The 17560-nt window shown below is 56.1% G+C and carries 17 protein-coding genes and 1 tRNA gene; 9 read left to right on the plus strand and 9 right to left on the minus strand.

Annotated features, from left to right (window positions below; translation table 11 throughout):
- Positions 1-69: 69 nt before the first annotated feature.
- Entirely contained in the window at positions 70-411 is a 342-nt protein-coding gene (locus CLM58_RS02505) for a DUF2853 family protein (protein ID WP_095594319.1), read from the plus strand.
- 51 nt (positions 412-462) lie between these two features.
- Here CLM58_RS02505 and CLM58_RS02510 read toward each other — a convergent pair whose 3' ends face one another.
- From CLM58_RS02510 to tsaD, 5 genes are read right to left on the minus strand one after another with little or no spacing between them, the layout of a single operon-like run.
- On the minus strand, positions 463-858 hold the full coding sequence (locus CLM58_RS02510; RefSeq protein WP_095594320.1) for a DUF1761 domain-containing protein: 396 nt from the start codon (positions 856-858) through the stop codon (positions 463-465).
- Positions 859-905: 47 nt separating this feature from the next.
- Positions 906-1325: an EVE domain-containing protein gene (locus tag CLM58_RS02515; protein WP_095594805.1), complete on the minus strand. Its 420-nt coding sequence runs from the start codon at positions 1323-1325 to the stop codon at positions 906-908.
- Positions 1325-1597, minus strand: coding sequence for a YciI family protein (locus tag CLM58_RS02520; protein WP_095594321.1), 273 nt, complete (start codon positions 1595-1597; stop codon positions 1325-1327). The genes CLM58_RS02515 and CLM58_RS02520 overlap by 1 nt, the downstream gene beginning before the upstream one ends.
- A 3-nt stretch (positions 1598-1600) precedes the next feature.
- Entirely contained in the window at positions 1601-2560 is a 960-nt protein-coding gene (locus CLM58_RS02525; protein WP_095594322.1) for an NAD(P)H-dependent glycerol-3-phosphate dehydrogenase, read from the minus strand.
- Positions 2557-3651 (minus strand): tRNA (adenosine(37)-N6)-threonylcarbamoyltransferase complex transferase subunit TsaD, encoded by a 1095-nt coding sequence (tsaD, locus tag CLM58_RS02530; protein ID WP_095594323.1) that lies wholly within the window; start codon positions 3649-3651, stop codon positions 2557-2559. Before tsaD ends, CLM58_RS02525 begins: the two co-directional genes overlap by 4 nt.
- A gap of 25 nt (positions 3652-3676) precedes the next feature.
- Between tsaD and CLM58_RS02535 the strand changes: the two genes are divergently transcribed.
- From CLM58_RS02535 to CLM58_RS02550, 4 genes are all read left to right on the plus strand, one after another.
- A complete protein-coding gene (locus tag CLM58_RS02535) occupies positions 3677-4441 on the plus strand; it encodes a uroporphyrinogen-III synthase (protein WP_095594324.1) in 765 nt (254 codons plus the stop codon).
- 51 nt (positions 4442-4492) lie between these two features.
- A complete protein-coding gene (locus tag CLM58_RS02540; RefSeq protein ID WP_143226504.1) occupies positions 4493-5785 on the plus strand; it encodes a COG4223 family protein in 1293 nt (430 codons plus the stop codon).
- Positions 5786-5795: 10 nt separating this feature from the next.
- Positions 5796-7325: a heme biosynthesis protein HemY gene (locus tag CLM58_RS02545; RefSeq protein WP_095594326.1), complete on the plus strand. Its 1530-nt coding sequence runs from the start codon at positions 5796-5798 to the stop codon at positions 7323-7325.
- Between the two features lie 168 nt (positions 7326-7493).
- Positions 7494-7569: transfer RNA gene (locus tag CLM58_RS02550), tRNA-Thr, on the plus strand.
- A gap of 326 nt (positions 7570-7895) precedes the next feature.
- Here the strand turns inward: CLM58_RS02550 and CLM58_RS02555 are convergent.
- The 4 genes from CLM58_RS02555 to CLM58_RS02575 form a co-directional block, all read right to left on the minus strand.
- Complete coding sequence (locus CLM58_RS02555; protein ID WP_095594327.1) at positions 7896-8456, minus strand: hypothetical protein; 561 nt, start codon at positions 8454-8456, stop codon at positions 7896-7898.
- Between the two features lie 176 nt (positions 8457-8632).
- Positions 8633-8974, minus strand: a complete 342-nt coding sequence (locus CLM58_RS02560) for a hypothetical protein (protein ID WP_095594328.1) — start codon at positions 8972-8974, stop codon at positions 8633-8635.
- Between the two features lie 315 nt (positions 8975-9289).
- Positions 9290-11581 carry a VapE domain-containing protein gene (locus CLM58_RS02565; RefSeq protein ID WP_095594329.1) on the minus strand — a complete coding sequence of 764 codons (2292 nt, stop codon included), beginning with the start codon at positions 11579-11581 and terminating at the stop codon, positions 9290-9292.
- Positions 11582-12309: 728 nt separating this feature from the next.
- Positions 12310-13476 (minus strand): tyrosine-type recombinase/integrase, encoded by a 1167-nt coding sequence (locus tag CLM58_RS02575; RefSeq protein WP_095594331.1) that lies wholly within the window; start codon positions 13474-13476, stop codon positions 12310-12312.
- A 252-nt stretch (positions 13477-13728) separates the two neighbouring features.
- Between CLM58_RS02575 and CLM58_RS02580 the strand changes: the two genes are divergently transcribed.
- The 4 genes from CLM58_RS02580 to CLM58_RS02595 are packed head-to-tail and all read left to right on the plus strand — an operon-like array spanning position 13729 to position 17558.
- Entirely contained in the window at positions 13729-14325 is a 597-nt protein-coding gene (locus CLM58_RS02580; protein ID WP_095594332.1) for a restriction endonuclease subunit S, read from the plus strand.
- A complete protein-coding gene (locus CLM58_RS02585) occupies positions 14322-15845 on the plus strand; it encodes a type I restriction-modification system subunit M (RefSeq protein ID WP_095594333.1) in 1524 nt (507 codons plus the stop codon). The genes CLM58_RS02580 and CLM58_RS02585 overlap by 4 nt, the downstream gene beginning before the upstream one ends.
- Positions 15842-17095, plus strand: a complete 1254-nt coding sequence (locus tag CLM58_RS02590) for a restriction endonuclease subunit S (protein ID WP_095594334.1) — start codon at positions 15842-15844, stop codon at positions 17093-17095. Before CLM58_RS02585 ends, CLM58_RS02590 begins: the two co-directional genes overlap by 4 nt.
- Position 17096: 1 nt before the next feature.
- Positions 17097-17558, plus strand: coding sequence for a hypothetical protein (locus CLM58_RS02595; RefSeq protein ID WP_143226505.1), 462 nt, complete (start codon positions 17097-17099; stop codon positions 17556-17558).
- The last annotated feature ends 2 nt before the right edge of the window (positions 17559-17560 follow it).

Genomic DNA, 17560 nt, shown 5'->3' on the forward strand with positions numbered 1-17560 from the left:
GAGCCCCGGCTTTAGGGGCGCTTGTACTTAAACGCTGACTGAGAACGTCACACAAACGGGAGATTGAACATGGGTAAGCGCGACGATCTGATCGCTAAATACGCGGACGACCTGAAGAACAAATGCGGGATGACCCCCGATATGGACCTGCTGACCAAGGTCACGATTGGCTGTGGTCCGTCGATCTATAACGACGACGCCTCGACCGTCGCCTCCAGCCAGCAGAGCGAACTGGACACTGTCAAAGAGAACTTCCTGAAGAAGAAACTGGGTCTGGCTGACAGCCCGGCACTGATGGAAGGCATCAACGCGGTGATCGAGACCTATGGCAAGTCAGAGCGCAACAAGTACCGCGCCGTTGTCTATTACATGCTGACCAAACATTTCGGGAAAGAGTCCGTTTACGGCTAACCCCAAGACAGTTTGTGTGAGGCGCCCACCATTTTGGTGGGCGTTTTGCGTTTAGAGAACGCCCAGTACGATCCCCATGATCGTGCAGCCAATGGTGGCATAACCGCCGTCGATCAGGGTCAGTTCCTTGGGTCTGCCTGCAAAACCATAGTTGGTGGCGATCCATGGAGTCGCGATGAACAGGCCAAGGCCCAGACCACCTATAAGTCCCACGCCGAATGTATCAATTCCGCTTAGGCTGAAGATATGGCGCATCATGCCCGCCACGACGACTGATGCGACAAAGCTGATGATATAGGGCTTGGGGTCCTTGCGGTTGGCGGGTTGCCCGTCTTCACCGACCTCGACACCCGAGGCCGCGACCCACTTCGGGGCAAGGACCATGTACCAGATGGCGCCGAAAGCATAGCTGGCGACGGCGGCGAAAATTACCGAGAGAAATTCCATGAAGGCGCTCCTTTGATTTCCTGCAAAGAAGCTTGGCAGAGCGTTGTTTACGGATCAATCCCGGCCATTTGACAGACCACTGCCCATTCTGCTTCTGTCACGGGTTGCACGGACAGGCGCGAATTGTTGACCAGAACCATATCGGCCAGACGCGGGTCGTCCTTACACATCTGCAGGGTCACAGGCGTGAGCACCGGTTTCACCGCCTTGATGTCCACGCATTCCCAGCGATCATCGTCAGTGGTGCTGTCGGGATGAGCCTCGGCGCAGACCTCGACCACGCCGACAATCGCCTTCTCTTTCAGCGAGTGATAAAAGAAGCCGCGATCACCGATCTTCATGGCCCGCATGTTGTTGCGGGCCTGATAGTTGCGGACGCCGTCCCATTCCTCGCCCGCGTTGCCCTTGGCGACTTGCTGGTCCCAACTCCAGGTGTTGGGCTCGGATTTGAACAGCCAGTACTGCATCAGCCGATCACCTTGTTCCATTTCTCGATCCGGACGTCCGAAAAGAGACCCGCCTTGGCATAGGGATCGTTCGTGGCCCAAGCCTCTGCGCCGGCCATATCGTCAGCCTCGATCACCACCAATGACCCGTACATCGTGTCGTCGCCGTTCAGGAACGGGCCTGCCATGACCGCGCCGGTGTCCTTCAGATAGGCGACGTGGTCGGGGCGGTTGTCTAGGCGGGTTTGCAGGTGGTCGGGCTTGTCGGTGCAGATCACGGCGAACAGCGGCATAGGTTATTCCTCTTTCAACGGGCGCGCCAGCAAGGCGCTGACGGCATCATTCACATTCATCTTGCCGCTGACAACCGCGGCGATCATGGCGGTGATGGGCATGTCCAGCCCCTGTTCGGTGGCCAGCTTGTGTACAGCCATCGCTGTGGCGACCCCTTCGACGGTGTAGCGCGCGTCAGGTTCTTGCCCTTGGCCAAGCGATACCCCGTGGCGGAAGTTACGCGACAAGTCCGAGGTGCAGGTCAGGATCAGGTCGCCAAGACCGGACAGGCCGGTCAGTGTTTCGGGCTCTGCCCCACGGGCGCTGGCAAAACGGGTCAATTCTGCGAAACCCCGTGTCATCAATGCGGCGCGGGCGCTATCGCCAAGGCCCGCACCAATGACGATACCGGCGGCAATGGCGATGACGTTTTTCAGGGCGCCGCCGAATTCCGCGCCCGCCGCGTCCGTGCTGCGGTACAGGCGCAGCGTGTCGGTGGACAAAAGTTGCTGCAGTTCGCGACCGGCGTCTGCATCGGCGCAGGCAAGCGTCAGGGCGGTTGGCAGTCCGCGCGCGATGTCGGCGGCAAAGCTGGGGCCGGTCAGTATAGCGGGCGTGGCACAGGGGCAGGCTTTGGCGATCACTCCGGTCGGCCCAAGGCCAGAAGACAGGTCCACCCCCTTGCAGCAGGCCACAAGGCGGTGACCGTCCAGCGTGGGATGCTGGGCCAGAAACCCTGCCAAGGCCTGCATGGGGACGACCAGAAGAATGGCGTCTGCGTCCAGGGTATCCTCGGGCTGTTCGACGATGGTCAGGCTGGCCGGAAATTCGATCCCTGCAACGTAACGGTCGTTGTGCCGGGTATTGCGCATTGTCTCGCGATGGTTGGCGTCGCGGCTCCACAGTTTGACATCGGTGCCAGAACGCGCCAGCGCGATGGCCAAGGCGGTGCCGAAAGACCCGGCCCCCAGAACAGAGATCATGCCTTAGCTCCTTTCTTGCCAGAGCCCAAAAGTGCGGGGCTGGTCTGATCCAGCGGCCAGCGTGGGCGGGCCGAAAAATCATCGGTGGGCGGGACCTGCGCGTTCAACAGCTCTATCCCAGCCCAAGCAATCATCGCGGCATTGTCTGTGCACAGCCGCAACGGCGGCGCGGTAAAGCCAGCCCCGGCCTCTGCCGCGACGGACTGCAATGCCTCGCGGATCGCGGTATTGGCCGCAACACCGCCTGCGACGGCGATCATGGGCTGGGCGGGGTTCAGGGCCATGTATTCGGCCAGTGCACGGCGCGATTTTTCGGCCAGCACATCGGCCACGGCGGCCTGAAAGCCCGCGCAAAGATCATCGCGGTCGATCTCATACAATCCGCCTTGGTCTGCCACCAGCGCGTCGCGAGCGCGCAGAACCGCGGTCTTCAACCCCGAGAAAGACATGTCACAGCCGGGCCGGTCCAGCAGAGGGCGCGGAAAGCGAAACCGTTTCGGGTCACCCGATTTGGCGCGGCCCTCGACCACGGGACCACCGGGTTGCGGCAAGCCAAGAAGCCGGGCGGTCTTGTCAAAGGCCTCTCCCGGGGCATCGTCGATCGTGCCACCAAGGCGCTTGAATTCCTGCGGGCCCGAGACCAGCAGGAACTGGCAATGTCCGCCCGAAACCAACAGCATCAGATAGGGAAACGTCAGATCATCCGTCAGGCGCGGTGTCAGCGCGTGCCCTGCAAGGTGGTTCACCGGGATCAGGGGCAGCCCTGCCCCCGCCGCGATCCCCCGCGCACACATCACACCCGAGATCACCCCGCCGATCAGCCCCGGCCCCGCCGTCACGGCGATCCCGTCCAGATCGGACAGGCCCAACCCGGCCTCGGCCAAGGCGGCCTCGACACATAGATCCAGCTTTTCTGCATGGGCGCGCGCGGCCAGTTCGGGGACAACCCCGCCGAACTCGGCATGTAGGTCGGTTTGGCTGTCGACGATGCTGGACAGGACTTCTGCTTCACCATCAGCAACGCGCACAACAGCGGCGGCCGTGTCGTCACAGCTGCTTTCGATACCAAGAAGGGTCCGTTGTGCCTGCATTTGATTGCCGTTGTGCCATAAACACGTGGCAGGTAACACTGTGATCGTGATGAAACAATCCCGCACCATGACCTTGCTGATGACCCGGCCTCTGCCCGGGGCGCAGACCTTTGCAGCGGCCTTGCAAGAGGAGCTGCCCGATCTGAAGGTCATTTATTCCCCGGTTCTGCAGATTGTCCCGGCGCAGGCACCTGAGCTGAAAGGGGCTCGCGGGCTTGTTTTTACGTCGCAGAACGGGGTGCATCTGTTTGCGCAGGGCTCGACCGTTCGGGACATTCCGGCCTTCTGCCTTGGAGAGCGTACGACTCAGGCTGCGCGTGACATCGGGTTGCAGGCCACGCAGGTCGGCCACAATGCAGAGACCTTGGTCTCAACGTTACACGGCGAAAACCCGCCCACGCCCCTGCTTCACCTACGCGGAGAGCATTCTGTCGGTGATGTCGCCGCGCGGCTGACCGACAGCGGACTGATGTGCCAAGAGCAGGTGATCTATCGGCAGAAACCCTTGGAGCTGACAGCCCAAGCTCAGGCGGCACTGTCATCTAATGATTTGATTATATTACCGATTTTTTCACCTCGGTCGGCGCGCCTGCTGGCAGACCAGTGTCAAAACACCCAAGCCTCATTGATCATCGGATGGATGAGCGAGGCGGTTCGCGCGGCTTGGGTTGGACCCAAGCCGATGGCCGAAGCTGTTGCAGATCATCCGGATGCAGAGGCGCTTCGAAAGGCTGTTTTGGGCGCTATTGCCACAGCAGTTCAGCTTGAGGGCCACGACGCGCAGCGATAGCATAGCTGCAGTGCCGCAATTACGGCGGCAGGGAATCACAGGGTGGGCAAAGTGGCTTCGTCAAAAAAACCGGATGAGATTGAAGAGATTGATCCGAAAGAGCCGTCCGAACAACTAGATGAAACCTTGGAGAGTCAGGGTGCTGAAGTGTCTGAGACCAAGGTTGAGGACGCCGAAGAAGTGACAGAGGTTTCTGAGGACTTGGAAGCGGATGCTGACGATCCGGTCTCTGAAGAGATCGACGACGAAGCGCCTGCCGAAGATGATCTGGCCGAGGCTTCTGAAGACGAACAACCCACGCCCGATCCGGTAGAACCCATTGTTGCCGCACCTGCGCCCGAAAAGTCCGGCAACGGCTTTCTGCCAACCTTGCTGGGCGGCGTTCTGGCCGCGGGTCTGGGATTTGGCGTGTCGCAGTTCCTGTTCACCGATGCGACCCCACCCGAGGCAGACACCTCAGAGCTTGAGGCCGCATTGGACAAGCAGTCGCGTGATCTTGCCGCCCTGAGCAAAGCCATCGAAGCGCTTGCCGCTACCCCGGCAGCCGAAGCACCGGATCTGTCTGGCCCGCTGGAGGAATTGAATTCCAGCCTGTCGGACGCGATTGCCGCAGTCGGAACAGATGTGTCGGACCTTTCCGCCCAAATGGCTGCGCTGGAAACCCGCCTGACCGAGGTTGAAAAGCGTCCCGCCGTCGCATCAGACACCTCTGGCGCGGTTGCCGCGTATGAGCGGGAATTGAATGCGATCCGCGAAGAACTGGCTGTTCAACAGGCCAAGAACGACGAGATGAGCGCTGAAGTCGGTGCCGCCGCCGAAGCCGCCAAGGCAGAGATTGATGCGGCAAGCGCCCGCGCCCGCGCGATCGAGGCGCAAGCGGCCGTGCAAACCGTTCAGTCGGCGTTGGATACTGGCACCAGCTATGCCGCTTCTCTGGCATCGCTGCCGGGGGACATCCCCGAAGCTTTGACCGCCTCTGCTGAGACTGGCGTGGCAACCTTGCCAGAGCTGAAAGCAAGTTTCGACGAATACGCCCGGCAGGCCCTGTCGGCCTCGTTGGAGAACGCACCCGGAACGAGCACGCAGGACCGGGTCGGATCCTTCCTGCGCAGCCAGTTGAACATCCGCTCTTTGTCCCCACGTGAGGGGGATGACCCTGATGCGGTTCTGTCGCGCGCCCAAGGGGCCGTTGCGACCGGTGATCTGGCCGCTGCCCTTTCTGAAATCGCAGCCCTTCCCGAAAGCGGGCAGGCAGCGATGGCAGACTGGACCGCACTGGCGCAGGCCCGACTGGCCGCGAAAGAGGCGATTGAAACCTTGGCGCAAGCCCTGACCGCGAAGTAAGGAACACCCGATGCTCTGGTCTCTTCTGAAAATTCTGATCTTCGTCGTAATCGTCGCGGCGCTGGCCTATGGGGCCGGGTTGCTGATGGAAAGCGAAGAAGGCATCCGTATCGCCTTTATGAACACTGAAATCACGGTTGCGCCCTTGCAGGCGGTGATCCTTGGGTTGGTTCTTATGGGTTTGGTCTGGGTTCTTCTGAAGCTGGCCGGCCTATGTGTTGCGGTGCTGAAATTCATCGCGGGCGATGAGACCGCCGTTACACGCTATTTCAATCGTAACCGCGAACGCCGTGGGTTTCAGGCCCTGTCCGAAGGGATGCTGGCGCTGGCCTCGGGCGAAGGGCATCTGGCCTTGGCGAAGGCGGCCCGCGCCGAGAAATACCTGAACAAGCCCGAGCTGACCAATCTGCTGACCGCGCAGGCCGCCGAGATGACCGGCGATCGCAAGAAGGCGCTGGCTGTTTACAAACAGCTGCTTGGCGACGACAAAACCCGCTTTGTCGGGGTGCGTGGGTTGATGAAGCAAAAGCTGGAAGAGGGCGAGCATACCACTGCGCTTAAGCTGGCCGAGAAAGCATTTGATCTGAAGCCGGCGCATACCGAAACGCAGGATATCCTGCTGAAGCTGCAGGCAGAGCACGCCGACTGGACTGGTGCCCGCAAAACGCTGAATGCAAAGCTGAAACATGGATCTCTGCCGCGTAACGTGCACAAGCGCCGCGATGCGGTGCTGGCCCTGTCCGAGGCGCGCGGGGTGTTGGAAGATGGCAAAAGCATCGAAGCCCGTGAAGCCGCGATCGAGGCCAACCGCCTGTCGCCCGATCTGATCCCTGCCGCCGCTATGGCCGCGCGTGGATATATCGAGCAGGGCAAGAAACGCTATGCGACGCGGGTTCTGAAAAAGACCTGGGCTGTGCAGCCGCACCCTGAACTGGCTGCCGCCTTCGCCGAGATCGAACCGGACGAAACCCCGAAAGCCCGGATCAAGCGGTTCGAGGCATTGACCAAACAAACCCCCAACGACCCGGAAACCCGGATGATGTTGGCAGAGTTGAGCATCGCAGCCGAAGACTTTGAAGCAGCGCGTAAAGCCTTGGGGGATCTGGCCGAGAATGACCCGTCTGCCCGTGCACTGACCCTGATGGCCGCGATTGAACGGGGTCAAGGCGCTGAAGACAGCCTTGTACGCGGCTACCTGACCCGCGCACTCACCGCACCACGTGGTCCGCAATGGGTTTGCGACAACTGCGGTACAGCACATGCGGTCTGGGCCTCGGTCTGTGACAATTGCTCTAGCTTTGACACGCTCTCGTGGAAGAAACCGGCAGACACCCAGATCGCGGGCCTGTCCCCAAGCGCAATGATGCCGCTTCTGGTTGATGCGCCGAAAGTATCGGAACCAGCGGCCGAAACCATCGAGGTCGTAGAGCCAGTAGTCGAAGAAACAGAGGAAGCCACCGAGGTAGAACCTGTTGAAGACGAGACCCCGGAAGAGCCCGAAATCCTAGAGCCGCCCGCCCTTCACGTGGTGGAAAAATAGGCCTACACAAGGTTGGGGCAGGATGATAAAGACCTGCCTCACGCCGCTGTAGCTCAGCTGGTAGAGCACGTCATTCGTAATTAGCGGGTCCCCGCTAGAATGACTTGCAAAACCAAGGAGTTCGAGGCACAGGAGTAGAACTAGTAGGGCCATAGTAGGGCCAAGGATGCCGCTGTAGCTCAGCTGGTAGAGCACGTCATTCGTAATGATGGGGTCGTAGGTTCGAGTCCTATCAGCGGCACCACACAATTTCGACAACACCTCAAAATTTGGATCTGGAATCAACATCTTCGGAATGCCGGAAGGTGATGACAGTAGCTAGATCGATCGCTAGAATCATCCTCGATCTTTGAGAAGAACGGCCCCAAGCGGACCTTCGAACCGCCTTCGAGATGCTGCGGTCGCAACCCGCTTTCTAAACATTCGCTGCGAGCGCAAAATGGGTGAAGAGTCGAACGAGCAGACTGCGGGACCAAGAGTGCTTGAAGTTCAAACATCCATATAGCCGTTCGGCCCATTTCATTCCGCGGGCTGAACGTAGATCGTTTACCTTTTTGCCTTATGCCGAGATCAAGCTAATTTGGGCAATCTGAGTGGCTGAACAAATCCTTGAATCTGATTTGGGCGAGGATAATGCTCCGCAAGGTGCGATAGCACTCGCCAATTTAGATCGACCGCCCATCTTGTCTTGGCATTTGTGAACACACGATCCTCGTCTCGGTGAACGTTCGGAATGTTCACGTCCAACTGGATGTGGATTTTGTTTCGGTATTTTCGGAGCTTGTGCAGGTCGTCATAAATGTCCACACCCATTCCATCTAAGATGTGATATTTTCGCAGGTTATCGATCACCACCGCAAATTTGTCGATTTGCTTATCTTCGATCTCTTGTCGATCTGCTTCCGACACGTTTGGGACACCTTCAAGATTATAGTTTTGAGCTCGGTAGAAGATTTGAATGGCGGCGACCTCAATCAAGGAGGCCGCTTGAAGAAGAATAGGCTTGTTGAACTTGCCGTTTTCGTTCGCTTCCACCAAATTACTCAGAAGCTCAGAGTTGTAACCGGCGTTGTCGCCAGCTTTAAAATCCCCGAAGATGTTACATTCCAGCTCGTAAAAATCAAAAGGCATAATTCAATCCATTTTCAAAGAGGCCATGCATTCCGTATTGAGCAACTGTTATGAGCCTGCACTAGAACAACTACATCACATTACACTCTGGTCTCGTTGTAGTCATAAGTTCGTTCGCTGCGACCTCACCTAGTACGAGTCCAATTGTCCAACTCGGCGGGAATAGCAAACTACATCTACATGACCGAACAACCTGTCATGGCCTCTATGGCACCTTTGAAAGACTGATGGTGTTCGACCCCCTCCAGTTTCCAATATTGGTGAGTCTCATTGTGGCTTATCCATTCGAATCCGTAACTCTTAAGTAGTTCAGGTGTTCCGTGCCCGCGCACAAAAACTTTGGAAATGTAGAAATGCCAGAGGATATGGTTCAGACCGCCTACCTTCTCGCCACGAAACCGCACCATGATCTGAGTTTTCATGATCTGCACACTGTAATCTGGTCCTTCACGCAAAGCCTGAAACAGTTCCGCCAATGGGTTTCTGAACTGGGGAAAATCGTCTCCAAAATGATTCATCTCGCGATCATTCCAGTGCAGTAGCAAAACTGCAAGTAGCTGGAAGACGGAGGGGGTGTGCAAAGCCCAAAGGCATCACCACACGTCCGCAGGTGTCCGCTTGGGGCTGTTTTGGCCCATGGCGGCGGTTGCCCAGCCAAACGCGCAGCAGGTGCCCAGCGTAGCGCCATAGCACCAGCAACGATGTAACCTGTAACTGTAACTTTGGTCGAACAAGGGCAAACAAAAAAGGGGGGTAGTAAACCCCCCGGAAAGGCCAACAGAAGTGTTGGCGGTATAGGTGCGGGCTGCAGGTAACGCCACAGCACTGTCTGTTCAAAAGGGTGTATCCGGCGGCGCAAACTTGGTGTCGAGAACAACGGTACCACCATGCTTGCGGACTGCGAATATTTCTTCTTTGCGCTCCAAGTCGGCGCCACGAGCAAAACCCTTCCTGGGCCGGGGTTCACTGCCTGCAAGATCGCGCATACGGTAAGTGCCATACACCCAGCCCAAGTCGCCCATGGCGGCTTTGATCCGGCGAGCATTGCTCGGCGACATGCGCGAGGCATCGAGGTTCAGTAACAGCTTAATGCTGTCCATTGAGACTTTACCGGTGCGCTCTGCGAAATTGTCTTGCATAACTTCGGCAAAATCATCCTCAACCATGCGATAGCCTTGCACTTTGCGGGCCTCATCCCAAAGGTGTTTGGACAAGACGATGGAGCCGCCCTCACGTTCGCGAACAACAGCCTCGGCCCAGATCTGATCAACATCTGTCGAGACTCGCTTTAGGTCGATCTTCCCAACTGTGACCGGCCACATCCGACGGTTGCCCGTCAGATCGCGTAGATAGGTGCCTTCGTTTGTTGTGCCTAGGATGACGCAATGACGCTTGTACGACAGTACAGTACGGCCATACGCAGGGCGAAACAGGTCGATGGAAGTGCTCAAGAACTTCTTCAGGTTCTGACTGGTGGTTTTGTTTAGGCCATCCAGTTCCTGACATTCGACAATCCATGCCCGCGATAGCAGTTCTGCCTTGGCCTTGTCGTCGCTCTTCAAATCGAGGCTGCCACAGAACCATTCATCTCGTTTCGCCAGCGTAGCTGCCAGTCGGGATTTACCGGCTCCTTGGCTGCCTTCGAGCACCAGCATCGTGTCGAACTTAACCCCCGGCTGTTTGATCCGGCGAACGGCGGCAACAAGGAACTTGCTGCCGAACTCGCGATTCAACTCGTTATCCGCTGCGCTTGTGTAAGTTGCCAGCCACTGGTCGATACGCGGAACACCATCCCATTCTAGCCCATCGAGATAGTCGATAACTGGGTGGTAAGTATTCTCGTGAGCGACTGCTACCAGTTCGCGTTTAATCACCTCTGGGCTGGCGCTGAATTTCAGCTTTCTGCTAAAGGCGCTCCACAAGATATCGCCGATCTCGTTCAAGTCACGCTCGTCCAACTGATATCCAGTCACTTCGTTCGTTTGGGTGAACAAATTTCGCTGTGCATCGACGCCTAATAGGGAAAACGCGTAGCGGATGTTCTCAGGAATGCGAGGGACCGGATTACCTTCGTCGTTGGTAATGGGCCATCCGTTTTGCTTCATTTCTAGAAGTGCATGGGCGCGCTGGATTTGGCGGCGTCCGTATTTCGTGGGGTTGGGATTATCGAGAACATGGGCGCTAATGCCGATCTCAGGATCAATAAGAATGGACAGAACGTGGCCGGGTTCCATCCCTTTGCCTAGCATCCAAAGCGTTGCGGCAAAGACCAACTCTGACCGCGAGCTATAGTTCTTGTCCGGCGGGTTTTCTCCGGTCAAGATCACCTCTGCCCATTTCTGATCCAGCGGAATGATCGAGTTCAAATCGTCCGGCAAAGGTAGGGGATCGAATTCAAGCGATTGGTTAGGCGTACCTGTTGCGGCAACCGGAAACTTCGATTCGGACTTAGTCCTGCGCATCTGGAAATCACCCACCGAGAAAGATTCGGGTGGCGAGTTCAGATTAAACGGGTGCAACGGACGTGCTAATTTGGGCACCCGGCCATCAGCTCGTTTCTTGTCATTCAGCCAGTTCATCGTCCACGGCAAGCGCAACAAGCGGCTGGCGTCGTGAGTCCCTAAACCGCCTTGGAAGGCAACAAGAAGCGCATGATTCAATTCTTCAGCCAATTCGACAGAAATCGGTTCATTCAACTTCCAAACCGCCTGGAAACCGCCTCCGGTAAACCAAATAGCCGACGGTTGCGGAATACCCTTCGGGCGGATTGGCTCATCAAACAGCAGAGCGAGAATACGTTCCTCTTGCTGCTTCAAGTCCCCGGGATAGTCCTTGCAGTCGAGGTCAACATGCAGGAAGCGCACGGCGCTGAGGTTGTCTTTGTTGCGCTTTCCGATGAGGAATTCAGCATTAGGAACAAAGTACATATTCCGCTGGTAGGTGTCGTTGTTGTTGCCAGCCACAAAGCGTACAGCGGAAGCGGATTCATTGGCCGGATAGAGCTTGTGCTTTGGGTTGGCGTTGCCTTGGCTGCTCATCTGTTCCAGATAGAGCGGTGCATCTTGAGAGAGCCAGTTTACATATTCGATGGCTTTTTTGGGATCGGCAAAGAGCTTAGAGGACATCTGCGCCTCCTTTAGGTTCGCACTCGTGGGCTTCCACCCAAGTGTCGATCTCAGTGAGGCGGTAGAGCACCTTTCCGCGAATTTTCAAGAATTTCGGACCGTATCCGTATACACGACCTTTTTCAAAGTATGAGGTGCTGAAACCGGTGAGGCTTGCTACCTCTTTGGTGGTCAGCAAATTCATTAGGTTGCGGGATCGTTTTAACGAAATGGCGCTTTCGGAATGTGTCGGTTGTGCGCACGGGTTTTCGTGACGGGGCATAGGCTTAGCCTTTCTCATAAGTTTAAAATTATTGAGAACGCCAGAGACAGCAGCGCTAACGCGCGCGCTTCTCCTTGCAGGCCATCGGCCTCGGGCAGGACTACCTGCTTGTGGGGTCCGTTTGACCGGTCAAGTACACCTAATGTGTAAATCCCCACCCGGAGATCGCGGACTTTCACCGCCCCACGGTCGCCACACCGCTTTTGGGATATCTTTCTTTAAACTACCGGTGCACTAACCAAACCCGTCACGTCAAGAAAAGTTTGTTGTGATTCCAATGCTGTCCAAGCCTTTCCAACACGCGCCCGCGCGAAAGCGCAACCGCAGGATTACACCATAAACACTTCATTGGCAGTAGAGCATTTCGGTTCGAGAATTGAACAGCACTCGTGGATTCGATCTGAACCGGTGGCCGGTGGCACGCTCTCACCCTAAGAGCCGTCGATGGGGTGGGGTTGCCCAAGGCTCAGTTGTGCGGCTCTTTCAGTTCCAAGATGCGTTTCGCCACCAGTTCGACAGGTTCCCGCAGTCGCTCGGCATTCACTACGATGTAGCCGCCCGTTACATCCCCATTGGTGCGGTGGTTCAGTAGGCGCTTGAGCGCGTAGTAGGGTACGTCGAGGCTCTCGGCGATGGTGATGAAGGTGCGCCGCAAGTCGTGCAGGGTGAAGCTGACGCCGGACCCGGCCGAAACGCGCAGCAGGAACTTTTTGGTTTCGACCAGATGGCCGGTTCGACCCGGTCCGGGGAACACCCACGGGGAGCCATGGTTCGCCTCGCGCCGTTGGGCCAGCAGATCCGCCAGAAACTCCGACAGAGGGAGGGTCAGAGGATCGCCGTTCTTGGTGGTCGGCAGGTGAAGGGTCTTGGCCGAAAGGTCAATGTTCTCCCAGCGCAGTTGCATCACCTCGCTGCGGCGCATCCCTGTGAACAGAGCGGTCAGCAGGAAATCCCGGGAATAGTCTGGCTCCACCATGACCGCCTTCCACCATTTGGGCAGATCGACAGCGGGCACAACAGTTTGGCGGCGGCGCTCTTTGAACCATGCCCGCGCTTGGGTCAGGATTTGCACCGGATTGGGCGGATAGTCGTCCTGCGTGGCGGAGACGAAGTTGTAGACCGACCGGAAGTGGCGCATCACGTTGTTGGCGGTGGTCTCGCCGTGTTTCTCACCAATCTGCTGGTGCTTCTTAAGAACCATCTGGCGGGTGATTTCCTTTATCGTCTTCTTGCGCCAGACCTTAAGGTAAAGACGTTCCGTTCGACGGTAGTTGCTGACCGTGTGGGGAGACAGTGTCTTTCGGGCCTCGAAGAATAGGTCGAAGGCCATTTCCAAGGTGACGCGATCCTGCTTCTCTTTGCGTTTCTCTGCATTTGGGTCACGCCCTTCCGCCATCTCGCCCAGAATGACCAGCGCCTTCTTGCGAGCAATTTCCGGTGCGAATAGGTCGGCCCGCCCAATCGTAACTCGTCGTGTACGGCGATTAACCTGCCCTTCAGCAAAGAATACCTTGGAGTTGGCCCCGACCCGCAATCCGAAACCTGACAGCATGGTGTCGCGATAGAAAACTTGACCGCTCGTGGGATGCGGAATTTCATCAACCGCGCGGCGCGTAAGACGTAGGCTTGGCATTGTGACCCTCCTTCTGGCCACAAATCATTATAAGCACATCCAGAGGAAAAGCTCGACTTTTCATTGAGTTATGTGGCTTCCTCCAAAACACTGATACTCGCTGCGCCAGTTCCCAATGGTAAGAAACTTACCCACCTTCACCCAATTGCAGAATTGCTTCAGCTGTTCAGCGCGCACCTCGCAATATGTTAGTATGAATGATACTTTTGATATGCTCTTGACGTTTCGATTTTAGCTTCCTATATCAGAAGTATGACGCATACTGTTCACATGAAAAGCCTGGGTGAGCTGGCCGAAATCAAGTCTGGATACCTGTTCAAGGGCGCTTTGCCGGTAGATCCCTCGGGTGACGTCGCGGTTGTTCAGATCAAAGATTTGCAGGCGCGGGAATCTATCGCCTGGAGCAAATGCGCTCGCGTTGCCAAAGGGCGCATGATGGATGAGGCACGCTTACGACGTGGCATGCTCATCTTTTCTGCCAAGGGGACTCGGAATTTTGCTTGGCACATCGATGTCGAGCCTGAGTTCGCCGTGGCCAATTCACTGTTTCATGTTTTTACTATTCGGTCGGAGCAGATTGATCCCGCATTCCTCGCCTGGCAGATCAATCAGCCAAAGGCTCAAGCCTGGCTCGAGAACGCGTCAGCTGGCGTCACCGTCAGAAACATTAAAATCAGCGCACTAAAACACCTGCCGATCATTATCCCGCCAATTGAAGAGCAGCTAAAGGTTGCGGCTTACGAAAGTGCTGCCATGGCTGAGAAGCGGGCGCTGATGGCCCTAATCGCGAACCGTGAAAAAGAAATGCGCGCTCTCGCGGCAACCATTCTGTCAGGAAAGACATCATGACTAATCAAGTGAACCAAGCAGAGATCAACCAAGCCGTTTGGGCTGCCTGCGACACCTTCCGCGGAACGGTCGATCCAAGCATCTATAAGGACTTCGTTCTGACGATGCTGTTCCTGAAATTTCTTAGCGACGTTTGGCGGGAGCATTACGAGCTATACGAGGCTGAATACGGAGACGCGCCGGAGCTCATTGCTGAGATGATGAAGAACGAACGCTTTGTTTTGCCCGAAGGCGCTAGTTTCTACGATCTATACAGGCAGCGCCATACCCCCGGCAACGGTGAGCGCATCGACAAAGCGTTGCATGCGATCGAAGAAGCCAACATTACCAAGCTACGCGATGTGTTCCAGGATATCAGCTTTAACAGTACCAAACTGGGAGAAGAGAAGCAGAAGAACGATATTCTGGCTCACCTGCTGGAAGACTTTGCGGATGAACGCTTAGACCTTCGGCTGGCGCACATCGGAAATCAGGATGTTATCGGCAACGCATATGAATACCTGATTTCGCGATTCGCGTCCGAGGCGGGTAAGACCGCAGGCGAGTTTTACACCCCAGCCGAAGTATCCGAACTTATTGCCGAACTGGTAGACCCGCAAGAAGGCGATGAGATTTGTGACCCAACCTGTGGCTCAGCTTCACTTCTAATGAAATGTGGTCGTCAGATCAGGGAAAAGGGATCGAAGAAATACGCGCTCTACGGCCAGGAAGCGATTGGTAGTACCTGGGCCTTGGCGAAAATGAACCTTTTCCTGCATGGAGAGGATAACCACCGCGTGGAATGGGGTGACACTATCCGCAATCCTAAACTGCTAGATGGTGATGACCGGCTTAAGCACTTCGACGTGGTTGTAGCCAATCCGCCGTTCAGCTTGGCCAAATGGGGTCATGCGACGGCCCAAGATGACCGCTTTGGCCGCTTTCGCCGGGGTGTCCCACCTAAAACCAAGGGTGACTATGCCTTCATCCTGCACATGATCGAAACCATGAAACCCGGCATAGGCCGGATGGGCGTAGTGGTTCCGCATGGCGTTCTGTTCCGAGGTGCGGCAGAGGGCAAAATTCGGCGCAAGTTAGTCGAGGAGCACAAGCTCGATGCAGTCATTGGGTTGCCCGAGAAGCTATTCTTTGGAACCGGCATCCCCGCCGCCATCCTCATCTTCAAACAGGACAAGGAAGACGGGTCGGTTCTCTTCATCGACGCCAGTCGAGAGTTTATCAAAGGCACAAACCAGAACCGCTTGGACACCGAAAAGCACATCAAGAAGATCGTCGAAACTTACCGGGCAAGGGAACCTGAAACGGATAAGTATTCCTATCTCGCCCAGTTCGGCGAGATGGCGGAAAACGACTTCAACCTGAACATTCCTCGCTACGTAGACACTTTCGAAGAAGAGGAAGAAATCGACCTGATGGCTGTGCGTGCCGAACGCGAAGCGCTGAAAAAGGAACTCGCCGATCTGGATGCTCAGATGCAGGGATACCTTCAAGAGTTGGGCTATCTGGAGACTGCCCAATGAGCCTGCCCAAGACAGTCCAGCCAGGTAAGCCAAAGCTTCCAGAGCCTCCAAGCGGCTGGGCGCAGTCTCCTTTGGGTAATCACCTGACCGAAATTCGTCGCCCTGCAAAGTTGGCGGATGATGACACTTACAGCTTGGTCACAGTGAAGCGCGCTCGAGGTGGCGTGGTGAAGCGCGGGGACATGACTGGGAAGGAGATTTCGGTCAAATCCCAGTTCTATCTGGAGCCGAATGACTTCCTAGTATCCAAGCGGCAGATTGTGCACGGCGCTTGTGGTGTTGTGCCAAAAGAGCTAGCTGGCTCCATCGTTTCAAACGAGTACTCAGTCTTCAACTGCCGTGATACGTTTGACTTGAATTTCCTTAAGTACCTTTCGCACTCTGTCTATTTTCAACAGACATGCTTCCATTCGAGCATCGGTGTTCATGTCGAAAAGCTCATCTTCAAAGTCGACCAGTGGCTAAAATGGAACTTCAATGTCCCGCCGCTCGCTGAACAGAAAAAAATCGCTAAGATCTTGTCCACCTGGGATCAGGCGATCGACACCAACGAGCAATTGATCAAGAAGGCATACGCCCAGAAAAAAGCGTTGTTGCAGGGCTTGTTTCCGTCTGAAGCCGAGATGAAGACAGCAAAAGATAGCGGTGCTGGCCTTTCGTATCTGCGCGACGTTTGTGAATTTCTTTCGGGCCCAGCATTTGAAAGTGACAATTTCGCCGAAAGTGGTCTGAAATTGCTTCGCGGCTCGAACATAAAACGCGGTGAGTTGGACTGGTCTGACAAACTGACGGTTTTTTGGCCATCGCTTCAAGGTCTGGAAAAGTACCTCCTCCGGCAGCGAGACGTAGTTATCGCGATGGACGGCTATGTAGGTCGAAGCCACGCTCAAATTGACGACGAAACAGCCAACAAAGCTTTGCTAGTGCAACGCGTCGCTCGTCTACGGCCAACTGGAATTGACCCTGACTATCTGTACGCACTGGTGAGCTCAGAGAGGTTCTTTAGACACTGTGAACGGCGCAAAACGGCTACAGCTATCGCCCATATTACGATGGAAGACATCAGACAGTTTCCTTTCATCAAGGTGGACCAAGAGAAAGAACGACTACTTGGCCGAGCCTTCGCAACAATAAACTCGGAACTGCTCAGCCTTAATAAGACTAAAGCATCTTTGCTTAAGCAAAAGACAGCGCTGATGCAGCAACTTTTGACAGGTAAGCGCCGCGTCAAATTGGATGGGGGTGCGTAACATGCAAATCCTCGGTATCAGAAACGCACCCAAGGAAATTCGCTACGCCGTAGTGGATTGGGATGGTACCAACGCCACCCTGGTAAACGCGAACGACGAGACCAAGCTTAAGTTCCCACCGGCCATCATAGACCCAGCAGAAAAGCTGTGCTGGGCCAAGTCAGAGCTTGAGCGCGTCCTGCGTAACTACCCGGATGTGAGCAAGGTTGTGATTAAGTCGAACGAGTACACCAACCGTGGTGGAGAAACCGGCAAGTCGCGCCAGGCCGCATACCTGGACGCGGTTGCCCAAGTGGTCGCAGCAGAAAACCAGAAGCCGGTTGAAGTGAAGATTTACGCGTCGCTCGCCTCCCGAAAAGCCCAGGCGAAGGAGCACGCTGAAGCACGTGTCGGTGCCACCCCGGTTTACTGGAACGACCACATGGCCGACGCCATTCTTGCAGCTTACTCGGGGCGGGAGTGAGA

This window comes from Actibacterium pelagium (genome assembly GCF_002285415.1).
Lineage (GTDB): Bacteria > Pseudomonadota > Alphaproteobacteria > Rhodobacterales > Rhodobacteraceae > Actibacterium_B > Actibacterium_B pelagium.